Here is a 13,650-nt window from a genome sequence, read left to right as displayed (position 1 = left end):
AGGTCAGGTGTTCATCGAGTCGAAGAATTCCGAGTTCGTCTTGGTCTGCTTCAGCTTCGACAGCAGGAACTCGATCCCGTCTGTGGTGCCCATCGGGTTCAGGATGCGGCGCAGCACGAAGGTCTTCTGCAGATCGCCCTTGTCGACCAGCAGCTCTTCTTTCCGGGTGCCGGACTTGAGGATGTCGATCGCCGGGAAGACCCGCTTGTCGGCCACCTTGCGGTCGAGCACGATCTCGGAGTTGCCGGTGCCCTTGAACTCTTCGAAGATCACCTCGTCCATGCGGCTGCCGGTGTCGATCAGCGCGGTCGAGATGATGGTGAGCGAGCCACCCTCTTCGATGTTCCGCGCCGCACCAAAGAAGCGCTTCGGCCGCTGCAGCGCGTTGGCATCGACACCGCCGGTCAAAACCTTGCCCGAAGACGGCACGACAGTGTTGAACGCCCTACCAAGTCTTGTGATCGAGTCGAGCAAGATCACAACATCTCTCTTATGCTCCACCAGGCGCTTGGCCTTTTCGATCACCATCTCCGAGACCGCGACGTGCCGCGTCGCCGGCTCGTCGAAGGTCGAAGAGATCACCTCACCCTTCACCGAACGCTGCATGTCGGTCACCTCCTCGGGCCGCTCGTCGATCAGCAGCACGATCAGGTAGCACTCGGGATGGTTCTTCTCGATCGACGAGGCGATGTTCTGCAGCAGCACCGTCTTGCCGGTCCGCGGCGGCGCCACGATCAGCGAGCGCTGCCCCTTCCCGATCGGCGCCACGAGGTCGATGATCCGGGCCGAGCGGTCCTTGATCGTCGGATCCTCGATTTCCATCTTCAGCCGCTCGTCGGGATAAAGCGGCGTGAGGTTGTCGAAGGCGATCTTGTGGCGCGCCTTCTCGGGCACCTCGAAGTTGATCTGCGTGACATCCATCAGCGCGAAGTACCGCTCGTTGTCCTCCGGCGCCTTGATCTGCCCTTCGATGGTGTCGCCGGTCCGCAGCGAGAACTTCCGGATCATGTCGGGCGAGACATAGATGTCGTCCGGGCCCGGCAGGTAGTTCGCCTCGGGCGAGCGCAGGAAGCCGAAGCCATCCTGCAGCACCTCGAGCACCCCGTCCCCGTAGATGTCCCAGCCCTCGTCCGCGCGTTCGCGCAGGATCTGGAACATCATCTCGCCCTTCCGCATCGTCGAGGCGTTTTCGATCTCCAGCTCCTCGGCCAGCGCCAGGAGGTCTTTGGGCGATTGCGCCTTGAGGTCGGACAGGTTCAGCTTTTCGAGGTTCATGTCTCTCACAGATGCACGGACCCAAAGGGCTCTCGCGCATTCCTTGTCGTCGGATCTGGGAAGTCACCACCCCGGACGGGGCTGCGTTTAGCTAGTCGCAGTGAAAGCTCCTGTCAATCTTGGCGGCTTTCGAGGTGCGCAGGCCCGCTCCGGCACCACCAGACTTCATAAAATTAGAATAAAAGAAATGATGAAGAGGAATGTTGGGAGGTCCCTTCGCTGTGGATTGTGCTTTCCCGCACAGCTCTGTCCACGGGATTTTGGCCTGCGGACAACTTCGGGATGAGCGCCGGAAAAATCCGAAGACCTCGCGCGAAATCTCGAAATAACAAAGCGTTATGGAAATTTTCCCGCTGCGCGGCCTGTGGATGGAATCGGGGATGTCAGGCGGAATTCACACCTCTCCGGGCCCACAGGGTTTTCCCATCCACAGCCCGGATATCTCCCGGGATCTTTCGGGACGACTCGGGAAGTTCTCCACGGCTTGAACGAAAGCGGATTTTCTCACAGAACCATCACGCGGCAGATACAGAAACCATCAAGCGACTTGTCCACATGTCCGAGCCCCTGATCCTGGCCTCGCAGTCGGAAATCCGCGCCACGCTTCTGCGGAATGCGGGCCTGAGCTTCCGAATCGCGCCCGCCCGCATCGACGAGGAGGCCGTGCGCGCCAGCCTTGTCGCCGAGGGCGCCCCGCCCCGCGATCAGGCCGACGCCCTGGCCGAGATGAAGGCCCGCAAAATCTCCGAGAAACATCCCGGCGCGCTGGTCCTGGGCTGCGACCAGGTGCTGGCGCTCAAGGGCGAGGTCTTCGCCAAGGCGCCCGACCGCGACACTGCGCGCGCCCAGCTCTTGCGGCTGCGGGGCGAGACCCACACGCTGCTCTCCGCCGCGGTCCTCTACCAGGACGCCGAACCGCTCTGGCGGCATGTCGGCGTGGTGCGGCTGACCATGCGCAGCTTCTCGGAGGACTACCTGGACGCCTATCTCGACCGGAACTGGGAGAGCGCGCGCCACTCCGTCGGCGTCTACAAGCTCGAGGAAGAAGGCGTCCGGCTCTTCGCCCAGATCCAGGGCGACCATTTCTCGGTGCTGGGCCTGCCGCTTCTCGAGCTTCTGAACTATCTCACCCTGCGCGGAGACCTACCCACATGAGCACTGACCGGATCCCGCTGGCCGGGGTGATCGGCTCGCCCATCGCCCATTCCCGCTCGCCGCGCCTGCACGGGCATTGGCTGAAGCGCCACGGCATCGCCGGGCATTACATCCCCATGGATGTTCCGGCCGAGAAGCTGGAAGAGACGCTGCGCCTTCTGCCCGCCTTGGGCTTCGTGGGGCTGAACGTCACCATTCCCTACAAGGAAAAGGTGCTGGAGCTGGCCGATCTCGTGACCGACCGCGCGGCTTTGATCGGCGCGGCCAATACCTTGATCTTCCGCCCTGACGGCAAGATTCACGCTGATAATACAGATGGTTACGGCTTCATTCAGAACCTGCGCCAAGCCGCGCCGGACTGGCGGCCCGAGGCCGGGCCGGCCGTCGTGCTGGGTGCCGGCGGCGCGGCCCGGGCCGTGCTTTCGGCGCTTCTCGAGGCCGGCGCGCCCGAGATCCGCATTTCCAACCGCACCCGCCACCGCGCCGAGGTGCTCGCGCGGGAGTTCGGCACCCGGGTGCAGGTCACCGATTGGCTTCAGGCGGGCAATATCATCGAAGGCGCCGCGACCCTGGTGAACACCACCTCGCTGGGCATGACCGGCCATGCTGAGCTGCGCGTGCCGCTCGATGCATTGCGCCCCGAGACGCTGGTCACCGACCTGGTTTATGCGCCGCTCGAAACCCGGCTCTTGCGCGTCGCGCGCGAGATGGGCTGCCCCACGGTCGACGGGCTCGGCATGTTGCTGCACCAGGCGGTGCCGGGATTCGAACGCTGGTTCGGCCTGCGCCCCGAGGTGGACGCGGAAACCCGCGCGGCGGTGCTGGGATGAGCTTTCGCCTCGGTCTCACCGGTTCCATCGGCATGGGCAAGACCACCACCGCGGGGCTCTTCGCCGAAGCCGGCTGCGCGGTCTGGGACGCGGATGCCGCGGTGCATCGTCTCTATGCTAAAGGCGGCGCGGCGGTGGCACCGATCGGCGCGGCCTTCCCCGACGCGCTGGTCGAAGGGGCGATCTCGCGCCCGGCCCTGCGCCGGATCATCGCCGCCGACCCCGGCGCGCTGACCCGCATCGAAGAGATCGTGCATCCGCTTGTCCGCGCCGACCGCGAGGCTTTCGCCGAAGGTGCCGAAGCGCAGATCGTCGTCTTTGACATCCCGCTTCTTTTCGAGACCGGCGGCCAGGCCGAGATGGATGCCACGGCCTGCGTCTATGTTTCACATGAAACGCAGCGCGCCCGCGTGCTCGAGCGCGGCACCATGTCCGAGGCGGATTTCGAGGCCATCCTGGCCAAGCAGATGCCGATCCAGGACAAGCTCGATCGCGCGGATTTCACCATCCGCACCCAGGATCTTGAGACTGCCCGGATGGACGTGCAGGATGTGCTGACACAGATCGAAAAGCGGCTCTGACATGCGCGAAATCGTCCTCGACACCGAAACCACCGGCTTCGATCCGCAGGGCGGCGACCGCATCGTCGAGATCGGCGCGGTCGAGCTTTGGAACCACGTGCCGACGGGGCGCACCTATCACCAGTATATCAACCCCGAACGCGCGATGCCGAACGAGGCCTTCCAGGTGCACGGGCTGGGCGATGACTTCCTGCGCGACAAGCCGGTTTTCGCCAAGATCGTCGACGATTTCGTGGCCTTCGTGGGCGACGCCAAGATGGTGATCCACAACGCCGCCTTCGACATGAAGTTCATCAACGCCGAGCTGGGCTGGGTGAAACGCCCCGCCCTGCCCTGGTCGCAGGCCATCGACACGCTCGAGATCGCGCGGCGGAAGTTTCCCGGCAGCCCGGCCTCGCTGGACGCGCTCTGCCGGCGGTTCTCGATCGACAATTCCTCGCGCACGCTGCACGGCGCGCTGCTCGACAGCGAGATCCTGGCCGAGGTCTATCTCGAGCTGATCGGGGGCAAACAGCCCGATTTCGGGCTGAGTGCGGGCCAGGGCAGCGCCGCCGCCTTGGCTGCCGAGGCCGACTGGCGGCCGCATCGCCGCCCCGAGCCCCTGCCCTCGCGGCTGAGCGACGACGAAAAGGCGGCCCATGCCGCCTTTGTCGATGCGCTTGGCGAGGATGCGCTCTGGCGCAAGCTCTGAGGGCCGGTTCCCCGGCCCCCAAAAGCGCCGATCAGGCCTGGCCGCTCTGCTCGGATTGCGCCGCCTGCGCCTGCTGGCGCCGCTGCAGTTCCGCGCGGTAGAGCGAGACGAAGTCGATGGTCTCGAGGTTCAGCGGCGGGAAGCCCCCGTCGCGGGTCACATCCGACACGATCCGCCGCGCAAAGGGGAAGAGCATGCGCGGGCATTCGATCAGCAGGAAGGGATGCAGCTGGTCCTGCGGCACGTTCTCGACCTGAAAGATGCCAGCGTAATCCAGCTCCATCAGGAAGAGCGTGTCGCCGCTCGACTTCGACTTGTTGGTCACGGTGAGCTTCATCACCACTTCGTACTGGTTCTCGGTCTGGCGCTTGCGCGCGTCGAGGTTGACCTGCACCTGCACGTCCGGCTGCGTCTCGCCCGTGGCGCCCTTCTGCGCGAGCACGTTCTCGAAGGACATGTCGCGGATGTATTGGGCCAGCACGTTCAGCTTGGGCTGCGCGGGGGGCTGTTCGGCAGCGCCGTTGCCGCTGCCCTGGTTGGTCGAAGTGTCGCTCATCGGGTAAATCCTATCGGTGATGGATCAAAAATCTCGCACACCGGTAGCAAGAGCGCGCCGCGGGCTCAATGTTTAGTCCAGCCTGACGTACCGGGATGGGTGGGCCGCTTGGCGGGGTCGATCTCGGTGTATTCGCCGTCGATCACATCCTCGCCCGGACGATGCCCGCCCGCGCCTGCGCCGGGATGGCCCGGACGCGGACCCGCGCCTGCGCCCGGGTGCGGACTGGCACCCGGACCGGGCCGCGGCCCCTGCCCTGGATGCCGCGCCGCGCCACCCATGTCGAAGCGCTGCACCTTCACGTGTTTCTTCGCATAGGCCAGCGCCGCGCGCCGGAACGGCGGCGTCAGCAGCGCGAAACCCACCGCGTCGGTGAAGAACCCCGGCGTCAGCAAGAGCGCGCCGGCCAACAGGATCATCGCCCCATGCGCCAGCGGTTCGGTCGGATCACGCAGCTCGCTGAAGGAGCCGCGCAGCTCGGAAAGCGCCATCGCGCCCTGCGATCGCACCAGGTAGGTGCCGATCACCGCGGTCACCACGACCACCGCCAGCGTCGGCCAAAGGCCGATCAGGCCGCCGACCTGGATGAACAGCGCGATCTCGATCAGCGGAACGCCGATGAATGCGAGGAGCAGCCACATCACAATATCCTTTCTTCGTCCCACCCTTCCATTGGTGGACTCACGACCGGTCCCTGCCTACATAGGAACGGAACTTGAACGGTTCTACAGGCTCATCCGCGAGGTCCCATGAATTCGCCCATCCTTCAGCTTCTCGTCCTGGCCGGGATCGCCATTTTCCTGATCCTGCGGTTGAAGAACGTCCTAGGCACCCGCGAGGGTTTCGAACGTCCCCGCAATGAGCGGCAATCCGCGCCCCAGGCCGACCGCCGGGATTTCGAGGTGATCGAGGGCGGACCCGATCCCGACATCGTCGACCACGTCGAGGAAGGCTCCGAAAGCGCCGAGGCCCTGGCCGAGATGAAGCGCATCGAGCCGGGCTTTTCCGTCGGCGAGTTCCTCGGCGGCGCGCGCGGCGCCTACGAGATGATCCTGATGGGCTACGAGAAAGGCAAGGTCGAGGACCTGAAACCCTTCCTCTCGCCCGATGTCTACGAAAGCTTCGCCGAGGGCATCGCCCACCGCGAGCAGCAGGGCCTCACCGTCGAGGCCGAGTTCGTCGGCGTCCGCGAGACGGTCCTCGAAGAGGCCACCTTCGACAAGGAGACCGGCGAGGCCGAGCTCACCGTGCGCTACATCGGCGAGCTGACCTTTGCGGTCTACGACCAGGAAGGCACGCTGGTCGAGGGCAGCCCGACGAAGATCAAGCGCCAGCGCGATGTCTGGACCTATGCCCGCCGGATGGGCAGCGACGATCCGAACTGGCAGCTCATCGCCACGGGCGAATGATCCGGAGGCTGGCGGCGATACTACTGGCGGGGTTGGGCATGGCACCCGGAACCGGCACGGCCGACAGCGACGGCCCGCGATACGAGATCCTCTCCTTCGCCGATCTGGACGGATGGGCGGAGGATGACCATGCCGCCGCCCTCTCCGCCTTCAACGAGACCTGCCGGGACCTCGACGATCCCGATTGGCGCGCGCTCTGCCGCGCCGCCGCAGACGACCCCGACCCCCGCGCCTTCTTCGAGCTGTTCTTCCGCCCGGTGCGGATCACCCATGGCTCCGACGAGGCGCTCTTCACCGGCTATTTCGAACCCGAGCTCGACGGCGCCCGCAGCCCGGACGCCCGCTACCGCTACCCGGTCTATGCCCTGCCGCCCGAGGCCCGCAGCGCCAAGGGCCCCTGGCTCTCGCGCCGCGACATCCTCGAGGGTGATACCATGCAGGACCGCGGCCTCGAGATCGCCTGGGTCGACGACCCGGTCGAGCTGTTCTTCCTGCAAATTCAAGGTTCTGGCCGCATCCGCCTGCCCGATGGCGACGTCTTGCGCGTGGGTTACGGCGGCTCCAACGGCCATGACTACCGCTCGATCGGGCTGGAGCTGATCCGCCGCGGCACCTTTACCGAGCACGAGGTCTCCGCCGACCGGATCAAGTCCTGGGTGCGCGACAACCCGGTCGAGGGGCGCGAGCTTCTGTTCCACAACCCCTCTTACGTCTTCTTCCGCGAGGTGAGCGAGGTTCCCGCCGAGAAAGGCCCGCTTGGCGCGATGAACCGCTCGATCACGCCGATGCGCTCGATCGCGGTCGATCCCGATTACACCCCGCTCGGCGCGCCGGTCTGGATCGAGAAGGACGGCCGCGACAGCCTGCGCCGGCTCATGGTCGCCCAGGACACCGGTTCGGCGATCAAGGGCGCGCAGCGCGCCGATATCTTCGTCGGCACCGGCGCCGAGGCCGGCGACTGGGCGGGTTCGCTGCGCGATCCGGGCCGCATGGTAGTGCTCTTTCCGATCCAGCGGGCCTATGCGCTCCTGCCGGATCCGACCCTATGAGCCGACGCAAGGTCCGGCCCGAAGAGCTCGAGCTATGGGCCGAGGTCGCCCGCTCGACCCGCAAGCTCAGCAAATCCGAGAAACCCGCCCGCGCGCCCTCGACGCCGGCGCCGAAGGAGCCGCCGCCGCGCGCGCCGGGCGCCGCGCCCCTGCCGCGGTTTTCCCTGGGCGAAGCCGCCGCGACCCGGCCCAAGGGCTACAGCCGCCCCGAGACCACCGCCGGGCGGCTGGCGCGCGACCCGGTCGCCATGGACAGCAAGGCCTTCACCCGGATGAAGCGCGGCAAGCTCAAGCCCGAGGGCCGCATCGACCTGCATGGCATGACGCTCGACCGCGCGCATCCCGCGCTGGTGCGCTTCATCCTGTCCTCGCAGGCGCGCGGGCTGCGGCTGGTGCTGGTGATCACCGGCAAGGGCCAGCGCGAGGATCCCTATGACCCCGCGCCGCGCCGCCGGGGCGTGCTGAAATCCCAGGTGCCGCAATGGCTGCGCATGGCGCCTCTGGGCGCGGCGGTGCTGCAGATCTCCGAGGCGCATATCCGCCATGGCGGCGGCGGGGCCTATTACGTCTATCTACGCCGGCTGCGCTGAGCGCGGCACGCTGTCGCGAAAGCGCGCGAGCCCCAGCGCCATGAGCGCCGTCGCCCCCAGGAAATAGACCGCCATGCCGGCGTATTGCGCGCCGATTCCGATGCCGAGGTCGATCAGCAGCCCGGTGACCCCGGGCCCCAGCGCCGTGCCGAAGACCATGACCGCCGCGCCCAGCGCCTTGATCGCCCCGATGTGGCGGGTGCCGTAGAACTCCGCCCAGAAGGCCGGCGGCTGGGTTGCCTGGGCGCCCTGGGTCAGCCCGAAGAACAAGAGCCCCAGCCCGACAAACAGCGGGCTGGGCGCCACGGCGAAGACCAGGAAGGCCGCGACCGCGGGCAGCTGCACCAGCGGGAAGGTCCGCGCCACGCCGAAACGGTCGATGGCCCAGCCCGAGGCCAGCATGGCCGCGACGGTGACCACGGTGAAGACCGGCATCCAGGAGACCACGGCGATCAGCGGCCAGCCGTTGGCCTCGGCGTAATGCACCTGCTGGAAGAAGAAGGCCGTGCCCCAGGCCGGCGGCCCCATGAGCGCGGGCACCATCAGCCAGAACAGTGGGTGGCGCAGCGCCTCGAGCCGGGTCCAGTGCCGCCCGCCCATGCCGAAGGCCCCGGCGCTTTCCTCGGCGAAAGACTGCGGCGTCCGCTCGCGGCGCAAGAACAGAAGCAGCGCCGGCACGCCCAGCAGCGCCACGCCCGCCGCCAGCACCCAGAGCAGCCGCCAATCGGTCGTCGCCATGAGCCAGACGAAGATCACCGGCAGCACCGCGTTGCCCAGCGTCACCCCGAGGCTCGCGACGCTCAGGGCCCTGCCGCGGGTCGCCACGAACCAGCGCGACATGGCCGAAAGCGCGATATGGCTCATCATGCCTTGCCCCGCGAAGCGCAGCGCGAAGATCGCCAGCGGCAGAAGGGCCGCGGCGGTGTTCACCGCCATGAACAGGCAGGCCATGGCCAGCGCGCAGAGGACGCCGGTGCCCAGGATGCGGCTGCGGAAGCGGTCGGTCAGCCCGCCGGCCCAGACCATGACCAGCGCCGAGGCGGTGGTGCCGCCGGCGTAGATCGCGCCCCAGCGGGCGTGGCTCAGGTCGAAGGCCTCGCGGATCTCGCCCGCGAAGATCGAGATGAAGAAGGTCTGGCCGAAGCTCGACAGGAAAGTCAGCATCGCGCCGGCGGCGAGCCAGGGCGCGTTGCCGCGCAGGAATTGGATCAGGGCCATGCGGCAGGTGTGCGCCGATTGTCCGGGGGCTTCAAGCGTGAAGCGCGAAGAAGGTCTCGATCCGGCGAGCGACCTCTGCGGGCGCCTCTTCATGGGCCAGATGGCCCAGCGGACCGAGGCTCTCGACCTCGGCGGCGGGCATCTGCCGGGCGGCCTCGAGCGCGGTCACCGGGGGCACCGTGCGGTCGCCGTCGCCCACAAGAAACAGCGCCTTGGTCCCGAGCTTGGGCAGATCCGCCATGAGCCCTTCGAGCGACCATTGCGCCATCATCAGAAGCGCGCCTTCGACATGCGCGCGCTGGCGCAGGAGCCGGGCGTAAAGCGCCACGCCCTCGGGATCGAGCCGTGAGCCGGTGCCCGCGAGAAGCTGCGCCGCGCGGTCCGGGGCCACCAATGTCCGGCGGATCAGGTCGACCGCGAAGGGCAGGGTGGCGATGGCCCGCGCCGCCATGGGAAAGACCACGCCCGCGACCCCGTGGAAGGGCTGCAGCGCGGGGTTGATCGCCAGGACCGGCGGGCTGCCGGGCAAGAGCCCCGAGAGCCTCAGCGCGATGGCCCCGCCGGCGGAATGGCCGACGATGCCCTTGATGTCCCAGCCCTCCGAGGCGCAGAGCGCGGCCAGGTCCTGCGCGATGCATTCGAGCGAGGACCGCTGCCGCGCGCCGAGCTTGGTGAACCCGTGTCCCGGCAGGTCGACGGCCACGCCACGGAACGCCTCCAGCGCGGGCAGCACGCCGCGCCAACTGTGGGTGGCGCCGCCTGCGCCGTGCAGGAACAGGATCTCCGGGCCCTGGCCCATCTCCTGGATGTGCCAGTGATGCGGGCGCACGCGGGCAAAGCGCGATTGCGCCGCATGGGGCCAATCGCCGTGCAGCGCCGGGGCAGGGGCCTCAGCCGCCAAGTGCATCTGCCACCGAGCGCGAGATCGCCCCGGCATCGGCGCGCGGCAGCGGTAGATAAGCCGCGCCCATGCGCCGCGCGAGATCGGAGAGCGCCGACTTCGGCCGGGTGTTGGTGTCGAGGACCAGCCCCGGCAGGCCCAGCCGGGCGATGCGCGCCGCGACGCGGGTGGCATCGGCCTCGGCCTCGGCGCGGCCGGGGCCCGCAAAGCCGATATTCGCCCGCCCGTCGGTCAGAAGCGCAAGCGCCGGGGTCATGCCCTGGGCGCGTCCGCTTTCGGCCAGATCGGCGGCGGCGGTCAGACCGGCGGCGAGCGGCGTGCCGCCACCGCCCGGCAGCCCGCCCAGCGCGCGCTTGGCCTGCACCAGCGACCGGGTCGGCGGCAGCAGAAGCTGTGCGCCCGCGCCGCGGAAGGCCACCAGCGCAACGTGGTCGCGGCTGGCATAGGCGTCGCCCAAAAGCCGTTCGACCGCGCCCTTGGCCTCGGCCAGCCGGGCCATGGCGGCGGAGCCCGAGGCATCGACCAGGAAGATCACCAGCCGGTCGGAGCGTTCCTCGTAGACCTTCACGCGGAAATCCTCGCGCCGCAGGATCAGGCCGCTGCGTCCGGGCTCCGCGGCGCGGCGCGACTTCTGCCAGGGGGCGGCGGCGCGCAGCGTGGCGATCAGGTCGAGGCGGGTGTCGCTGCTGGGCCGTCCGGGCTGCGAGGGCAGGGGCCGCCCGCGCCGGTTGCCGCGCTTGCGCGCGCCCGCGCCGGTGCCGCGCGCGGTTTTTGCCGTGTTGCGGGCCTGGAGCGCCTGAAGCGCGCCTTCGGGCAGGGCGGCGCGCATGGCTTCGATCAGCATGTCCTCGGGCAGGGCCATGGGGTCGCCGCTGTCCTCGGGCGGCGGGCTGTCGTCGTCCGGCGGCTGTTCCTCGGGGGGTGGCTCGGCGCTCTCGTCCTCTTCAGGAAGCTCGGTCGCACGCGGGGCGAGGACCAGCGCCACCGCCGTGGTGAGATCCTCGTTTTCGAGCCGATTCCGCCTGTTCAGAGCCGCATGTGCCCGTGCGGCGTAGAGCGCCAGAAGCGGCGCGCGCAGCGAGGCGACACCCGCGCGGGCGGCGGTCACCGCCAGCGCCACGAGTGCGTCGTCGGGGCAGTCCACATCCGAAAGCCGCGCGCGGGCGGCCGCGATCTCGTCGGGGGCCAGCGCCAGCTCCGCGATATCCAGCGCGCGCACCCCGTCGAGGTCCACCCGGAAGGCCAGCCGGTCGGTCAGCGCCTCGGGGGCGGCCTCGTCCTCGATGCCTTCGTCGAGCAGCAGCACGGCCTCGTCGCTGCCCGCGTCCAGCACCTGCGCGAGCTGCGCCGCGCGGCCGCGCGGCAGCCGTTCGGCCATGGTCAGGCAGCGGGTGCCGGGGCGTGATAACAGACCCTGTTGCAGCACGATCCGTCCTGCGGCCAGGCTTTGCGCGATATCCACCCCGCCGAAAAGCGCCGCCTCGTCGAGCGTCGGCGGCAGCCGCAGAAAAGGCTGCAGCGCCTCGGGCGCGAGATCAAGGAAGGCGCGCCGCACCGGGGAGGCCCGCGCGCGCAGATGCATCCCGCCCAGCCCGCGCGGATCGACGGCGAGCAGGGTCAGGGCCAGGTGGCCCGCGACCCAGGTCTCCGTCCGGTCCTGTTTCATGCCAGAACGTCGTCCAGAAGCCGCATGACCCGCGCCGAAGAGCCCGCCTCGTCCAGCGGATCGCGGCGCAGCCGGTGCGACAGCGCCATGGGGGCGACGCCGCGCAGATGCGCGCGGGTGACTTCCGAGGCGCCCTCGAAGGCGGCCTGCGCCCGCGCGGTCCGCAGGAGCGTCAGCTCGCCGCGGAGCCCGTCCGAGCCCAGCGCCAGGCAAAGCTCCGCGCAGTCGCGCAGCGCGGCGGCGCCCGCCTCGACGCCGGGAAGGGCCGCGCGCCCCGCGAGGATGGCCGCGCGGATCTCGGCGTCGGCCTCCTGCCATTTCTCGGTGAAGGCGGCGGGATTGGCCTCATAGGCGGCGCGGCGGCGAATCACCTCGATCCGCTCCTCGATGTCGCTGGGCGAGCGCACTTCGACCGAGAGGCCGAAGCGGTCCAGCAGCTGCGGGCGCAGCTCGCCCTCTTCGGGGTTGCCCGAGCCCACCAGCACGAAGCGCGCGTCATGGCGGACCGAGAGGCCCTCGCGTTCGATCAGGTTCTCGCCCGATTGCGCCACGTCGAGCAGCAGGTCGACGATGTGGTCCTCTAGAAGGTTCACCTCGTCGATGTACAGGTATCCCCGGTTGGCCCGCGCCAGGAGCCCCGGCTCGAAGGCCTTTTCGCCATGGGTGATCGCCCGCTCGATGTCGAGCGCGCCGACCACCCGGTCCTCGGTCGCGCCCAGCGGCAGGTCGACGACCGGCGTCGGGCGCTCGGTGATCTCCTGGCCCGCCATGCGGTCCCAGTCGGCGACATCCTCAAGGCTCTCGGCATTGGTGGCGCTGCCCATCACCGCGCGGATCGGCGGCAGCAGCGCGGCCAGCGCCCGCACCGCGGTGCTTTTGCCGGTGCCCCGGTCGCCGAAGACCAGCACGCCGCCGATCCCGGGATCGACCGCGGTCAGGATCATCGCCTGTTTCATCTGCTCCTGGCCGACGATGGCGGAGAAGGGGAAGACATGTTTCATCAGCGGGCCTCCAGAGGCGCGGTGGATTGCGGAAGGCGCGGGCTGCGGCCTTCCCAGCTGCCGGTTTCCCCCGCGACGCGGAACCGGGCGTAAAGCTCTTCGCGGAACCACTGGCCCCGGCGCACCGCGGCGATGGCCTCGGCGTGCGGGCCCGAGCGGCGGGCGAATTCGGACATGGCATCGGCATCGGGCCAGACCGAGAAGGTGACCTGGTGCAGAAGCGGCACCTCGCCGATGCCGATCTTGAACAGGACATTGGGGTCGGCGCCGATCATCCGGCTGATGTCCGGCACCCGGCGCCAGAAGCGCGCGGCGATCCCGGGTTTCAGCGTCGCGCGGGTCAGCGCGGCCAGCGGGCCCTCGCCGGGGTCGGCCACCTCGGTGAAGGGCGTACTGCCGGACCAGGCGCCGCGGCTCGAGATCGGGGTCAGATAGACGGTCCAATCCTCGGCGGCGTGGGCGCGGAAGCGGGTCCAGGGGCGGGCGCCCAGCGTCGCCTCCTGCGCCGCGCGGGGCGAATCGAAGACCCCGAGGATGGCGTAGACGGCGGTGTTCGGCAGCGGGGTGAAGCCCTCTCCGGTGCCCGAACCGCAGAGCTTCCAGAACCCCAGGCCGGGCACCTTGCGCATCATCGGGCGCGCGCCACCCATCATCGCCAGCGCCCAGAGCCGCGCCGCGGCCCCGTCGAAGCGGAAAAGAGAAAGGCTCACACTCTGCATTGCGCAATC

The 13,650-nt window shown here is 68.8% G+C and carries 15 protein-coding genes; 7 read left to right on the top strand and 8 right to left on the bottom strand.

Translation table 11 applies throughout. The features are described 5' to 3' along the window. Positions 1-3: 3 nt before the first annotated feature. The gene (rho, locus tag LR948_RS13010; RefSeq protein WP_232754500.1) at positions 4-1,275 is read right to left on the bottom strand and encodes a transcription termination factor Rho; all 1,272 of its coding nucleotides are present in this window, start codon (positions 1,273-1,275) and stop codon (positions 4-6) included. 555 nt (positions 1,276-1,830) lie between these two features. Here rho and LR948_RS13005 point away from each other — a divergent pair. From LR948_RS13005 to dnaQ, 4 genes are read left to right on the top strand one after another with little or no spacing between them, the layout of a single operon-like run. Continuing rightward, complete coding sequence (locus tag LR948_RS13005) at positions 1,831-2,430, top strand: Maf family nucleotide pyrophosphatase (protein ID WP_232754499.1); 600 nt, start codon at positions 1,831-1,833, stop codon at positions 2,428-2,430. Then, on the top strand, positions 2,427-3,260 hold the full coding sequence (locus LR948_RS13000) for a shikimate dehydrogenase (protein WP_232754498.1): 834 nt from the start codon (positions 2,427-2,429) through the stop codon (positions 3,258-3,260). Before LR948_RS13005 ends, LR948_RS13000 begins: the two co-directional genes overlap by 4 nt. Next, positions 3,257-3,841, top strand: coding sequence for a dephospho-CoA kinase (coaE, locus tag LR948_RS12995; protein ID WP_232754497.1), 585 nt, complete (start codon positions 3,257-3,259; stop codon positions 3,839-3,841). The genes LR948_RS13000 and coaE overlap by 4 nt, the downstream gene beginning before the upstream one ends. A 1-nt stretch (position 3,842) precedes the next feature. After that, on the top strand, positions 3,843-4,532 hold the full coding sequence (dnaQ, locus tag LR948_RS12990) for a DNA polymerase III subunit epsilon (protein ID WP_232754496.1): 690 nt from the start codon (positions 3,843-3,845) through the stop codon (positions 4,530-4,532). A 31-nt stretch (positions 4,533-4,563) separates the two neighbouring features. Here the strand turns inward: dnaQ and secB are convergent, their stop codons facing one another. Next, positions 4,564-5,088, bottom strand: a complete 525-nt coding sequence (secB, locus tag LR948_RS12985; protein ID WP_232754495.1) for a protein-export chaperone SecB — start codon at positions 5,086-5,088, stop codon at positions 4,564-4,566. Between the two features lie 65 nt (positions 5,089-5,153). Further along, positions 5,154-5,729 (bottom strand): FxsA family protein, encoded by a 576-nt coding sequence (locus tag LR948_RS12980; RefSeq protein WP_232754494.1) that lies wholly within the window; start codon positions 5,727-5,729, stop codon positions 5,154-5,156. 108 nt (positions 5,730-5,837) lie between these two features. Here LR948_RS12980 and LR948_RS12975 point away from each other — a divergent pair, with 108 nt between their 5' ends. The 3 genes from LR948_RS12975 to LR948_RS12965 are packed head-to-tail and all read left to right on the top strand — an operon-like array spanning position 5,838 to position 8,136. Next, a complete protein-coding gene (locus LR948_RS12975; protein WP_232754493.1) occupies positions 5,838-6,497 on the top strand; it encodes a Tim44/TimA family putative adaptor protein in 660 nt (219 codons plus the stop codon). Positions 6,498-6,535: 38 nt separating this feature from the next. Further along, positions 6,536-7,546, top strand: a complete 1,011-nt coding sequence (locus LR948_RS12970) for a murein transglycosylase A (protein WP_232754492.1) — start codon at positions 6,536-6,538, stop codon at positions 7,544-7,546. Continuing rightward, positions 7,543-8,136: a Smr/MutS family protein gene (locus LR948_RS12965; RefSeq protein WP_232754491.1), complete on the top strand. Its 594-nt coding sequence runs from the start codon at positions 7,543-7,545 to the stop codon at positions 8,134-8,136. The genes LR948_RS12970 and LR948_RS12965 overlap by 4 nt, the downstream gene beginning before the upstream one ends. Here the strand turns inward: LR948_RS12965 and LR948_RS12960 are convergent. Genes LR948_RS12960 through crtA form a run of 5 tightly spaced genes read right to left on the bottom strand, consistent with a single transcriptional unit; the run spans position 8,119 to position 13,641 of the window. Next, positions 8,119-9,354, bottom strand: coding sequence for an MFS transporter (locus tag LR948_RS12960; RefSeq protein ID WP_232754490.1), 1,236 nt, complete (start codon positions 9,352-9,354; stop codon positions 8,119-8,121). The genes LR948_RS12965 and LR948_RS12960 overlap by 18 nt on opposite strands. A gap of 31 nt (positions 9,355-9,385) precedes the next feature. Then, positions 9,386-10,261, bottom strand: coding sequence for an alpha/beta fold hydrolase BchO (bchO, locus tag LR948_RS12955; protein WP_232754489.1), 876 nt, complete (start codon positions 10,259-10,261; stop codon positions 9,386-9,388). Next, positions 10,245-11,921: a magnesium chelatase subunit D gene (locus tag LR948_RS12950; protein ID WP_232754488.1), complete on the bottom strand. Its 1,677-nt coding sequence runs from the start codon at positions 11,919-11,921 to the stop codon at positions 10,245-10,247. The genes bchO and LR948_RS12950 overlap by 17 nt, the downstream gene beginning before the upstream one ends. After that, entirely contained in the window at positions 11,918-12,922 is a 1,005-nt protein-coding gene (gene bchI / locus LR948_RS12945; protein ID WP_232754487.1) for a magnesium chelatase ATPase subunit I, read from the bottom strand. Before bchI ends, LR948_RS12950 begins: the two co-directional genes overlap by 4 nt. Next, on the bottom strand, positions 12,922-13,641 hold the full coding sequence (crtA, locus tag LR948_RS12940; RefSeq protein WP_232754486.1) for a spheroidene monooxygenase: 720 nt from the start codon (positions 13,639-13,641) through the stop codon (positions 12,922-12,924). The genes bchI and crtA overlap by 1 nt, the downstream gene beginning before the upstream one ends. Positions 13,642-13,650 lie beyond the last annotated feature (9 nt).

The organism is Roseivivax sp. GX 12232, assembly GCF_021272185.1.
In the GTDB taxonomy this organism is placed as follows: Bacteria; Pseudomonadota; Alphaproteobacteria; order Rhodobacterales; family Rhodobacteraceae; genus Roseivivax.
The sequence above is the reverse complement of the archived record's forward strand: the minus strand, read 5'-3'. Positions and strand labels throughout refer to the sequence as shown.

Bases quoted from the DNA above. Each gene is read 5' to 3' on its own strand.
- rho (WP_232754500.1), bottom strand. From the start codon at position 1,275: ATGAACCTCGAAAAGCTGAACCTGTCCGACCTCAAGGCGCAATCGCCC.
- LR948_RS13005 (WP_232754499.1), top strand. From the start codon at position 1,831: ATGTCCGAGCCCCTGATCCTGGCCTCGCAGTCGGAAATCCGCGCCACG.
- LR948_RS13000 (WP_232754498.1), top strand. From the start codon at position 2,427: ATGAGCACTGACCGGATCCCGCTGGCCGGGGTGATCGGCTCGCCCATC.
- coaE (WP_232754497.1), top strand. From the start codon at position 3,257: ATGAGCTTTCGCCTCGGTCTCACCGGTTCCATCGGCATGGGCAAGACC.
- dnaQ (WP_232754496.1), top strand. From the start codon at position 3,843: ATGCGCGAAATCGTCCTCGACACCGAAACCACCGGCTTCGATCCGCAG.
- secB (WP_232754495.1), bottom strand. From the start codon at position 5,088: ATGAGCGACACTTCGACCAACCAGGGCAGCGGCAACGGCGCTGCCGAA.
- LR948_RS12980 (WP_232754494.1), bottom strand. From the start codon at position 5,729: ATGTGGCTGCTCCTCGCATTCATCGGCGTTCCGCTGATCGAGATCGCG.
- LR948_RS12975 (WP_232754493.1), top strand. From the start codon at position 5,838: ATGAATTCGCCCATCCTTCAGCTTCTCGTCCTGGCCGGGATCGCCATT.
- LR948_RS12970 (WP_232754492.1), top strand. From the start codon at position 6,536: ATGGCACCCGGAACCGGCACGGCCGACAGCGACGGCCCGCGATACGAG.
- LR948_RS12965 (WP_232754491.1), top strand. From the start codon at position 7,543: ATGAGCCGACGCAAGGTCCGGCCCGAAGAGCTCGAGCTATGGGCCGAG.
- LR948_RS12960 (WP_232754490.1), bottom strand. From the start codon at position 9,354: ATGGCCCTGATCCAATTCCTGCGCGGCAACGCGCCCTGGCTCGCCGCC.
- bchO (WP_232754489.1), bottom strand. From the start codon at position 10,261: ATGCACTTGGCGGCTGAGGCCCCTGCCCCGGCGCTGCACGGCGATTGG.
- LR948_RS12950 (WP_232754488.1), bottom strand. From the start codon at position 11,921: ATGAAACAGGACCGGACGGAGACCTGGGTCGCGGGCCACCTGGCCCTG.
- bchI (WP_232754487.1), bottom strand. From the start codon at position 12,922: ATGAAACATGTCTTCCCCTTCTCCGCCATCGTCGGCCAGGAGCAGATG.
- crtA (WP_232754486.1), bottom strand. From the start codon at position 13,641: ATGCAGAGTGTGAGCCTTTCTCTTTTCCGCTTCGACGGGGCCGCGGCG.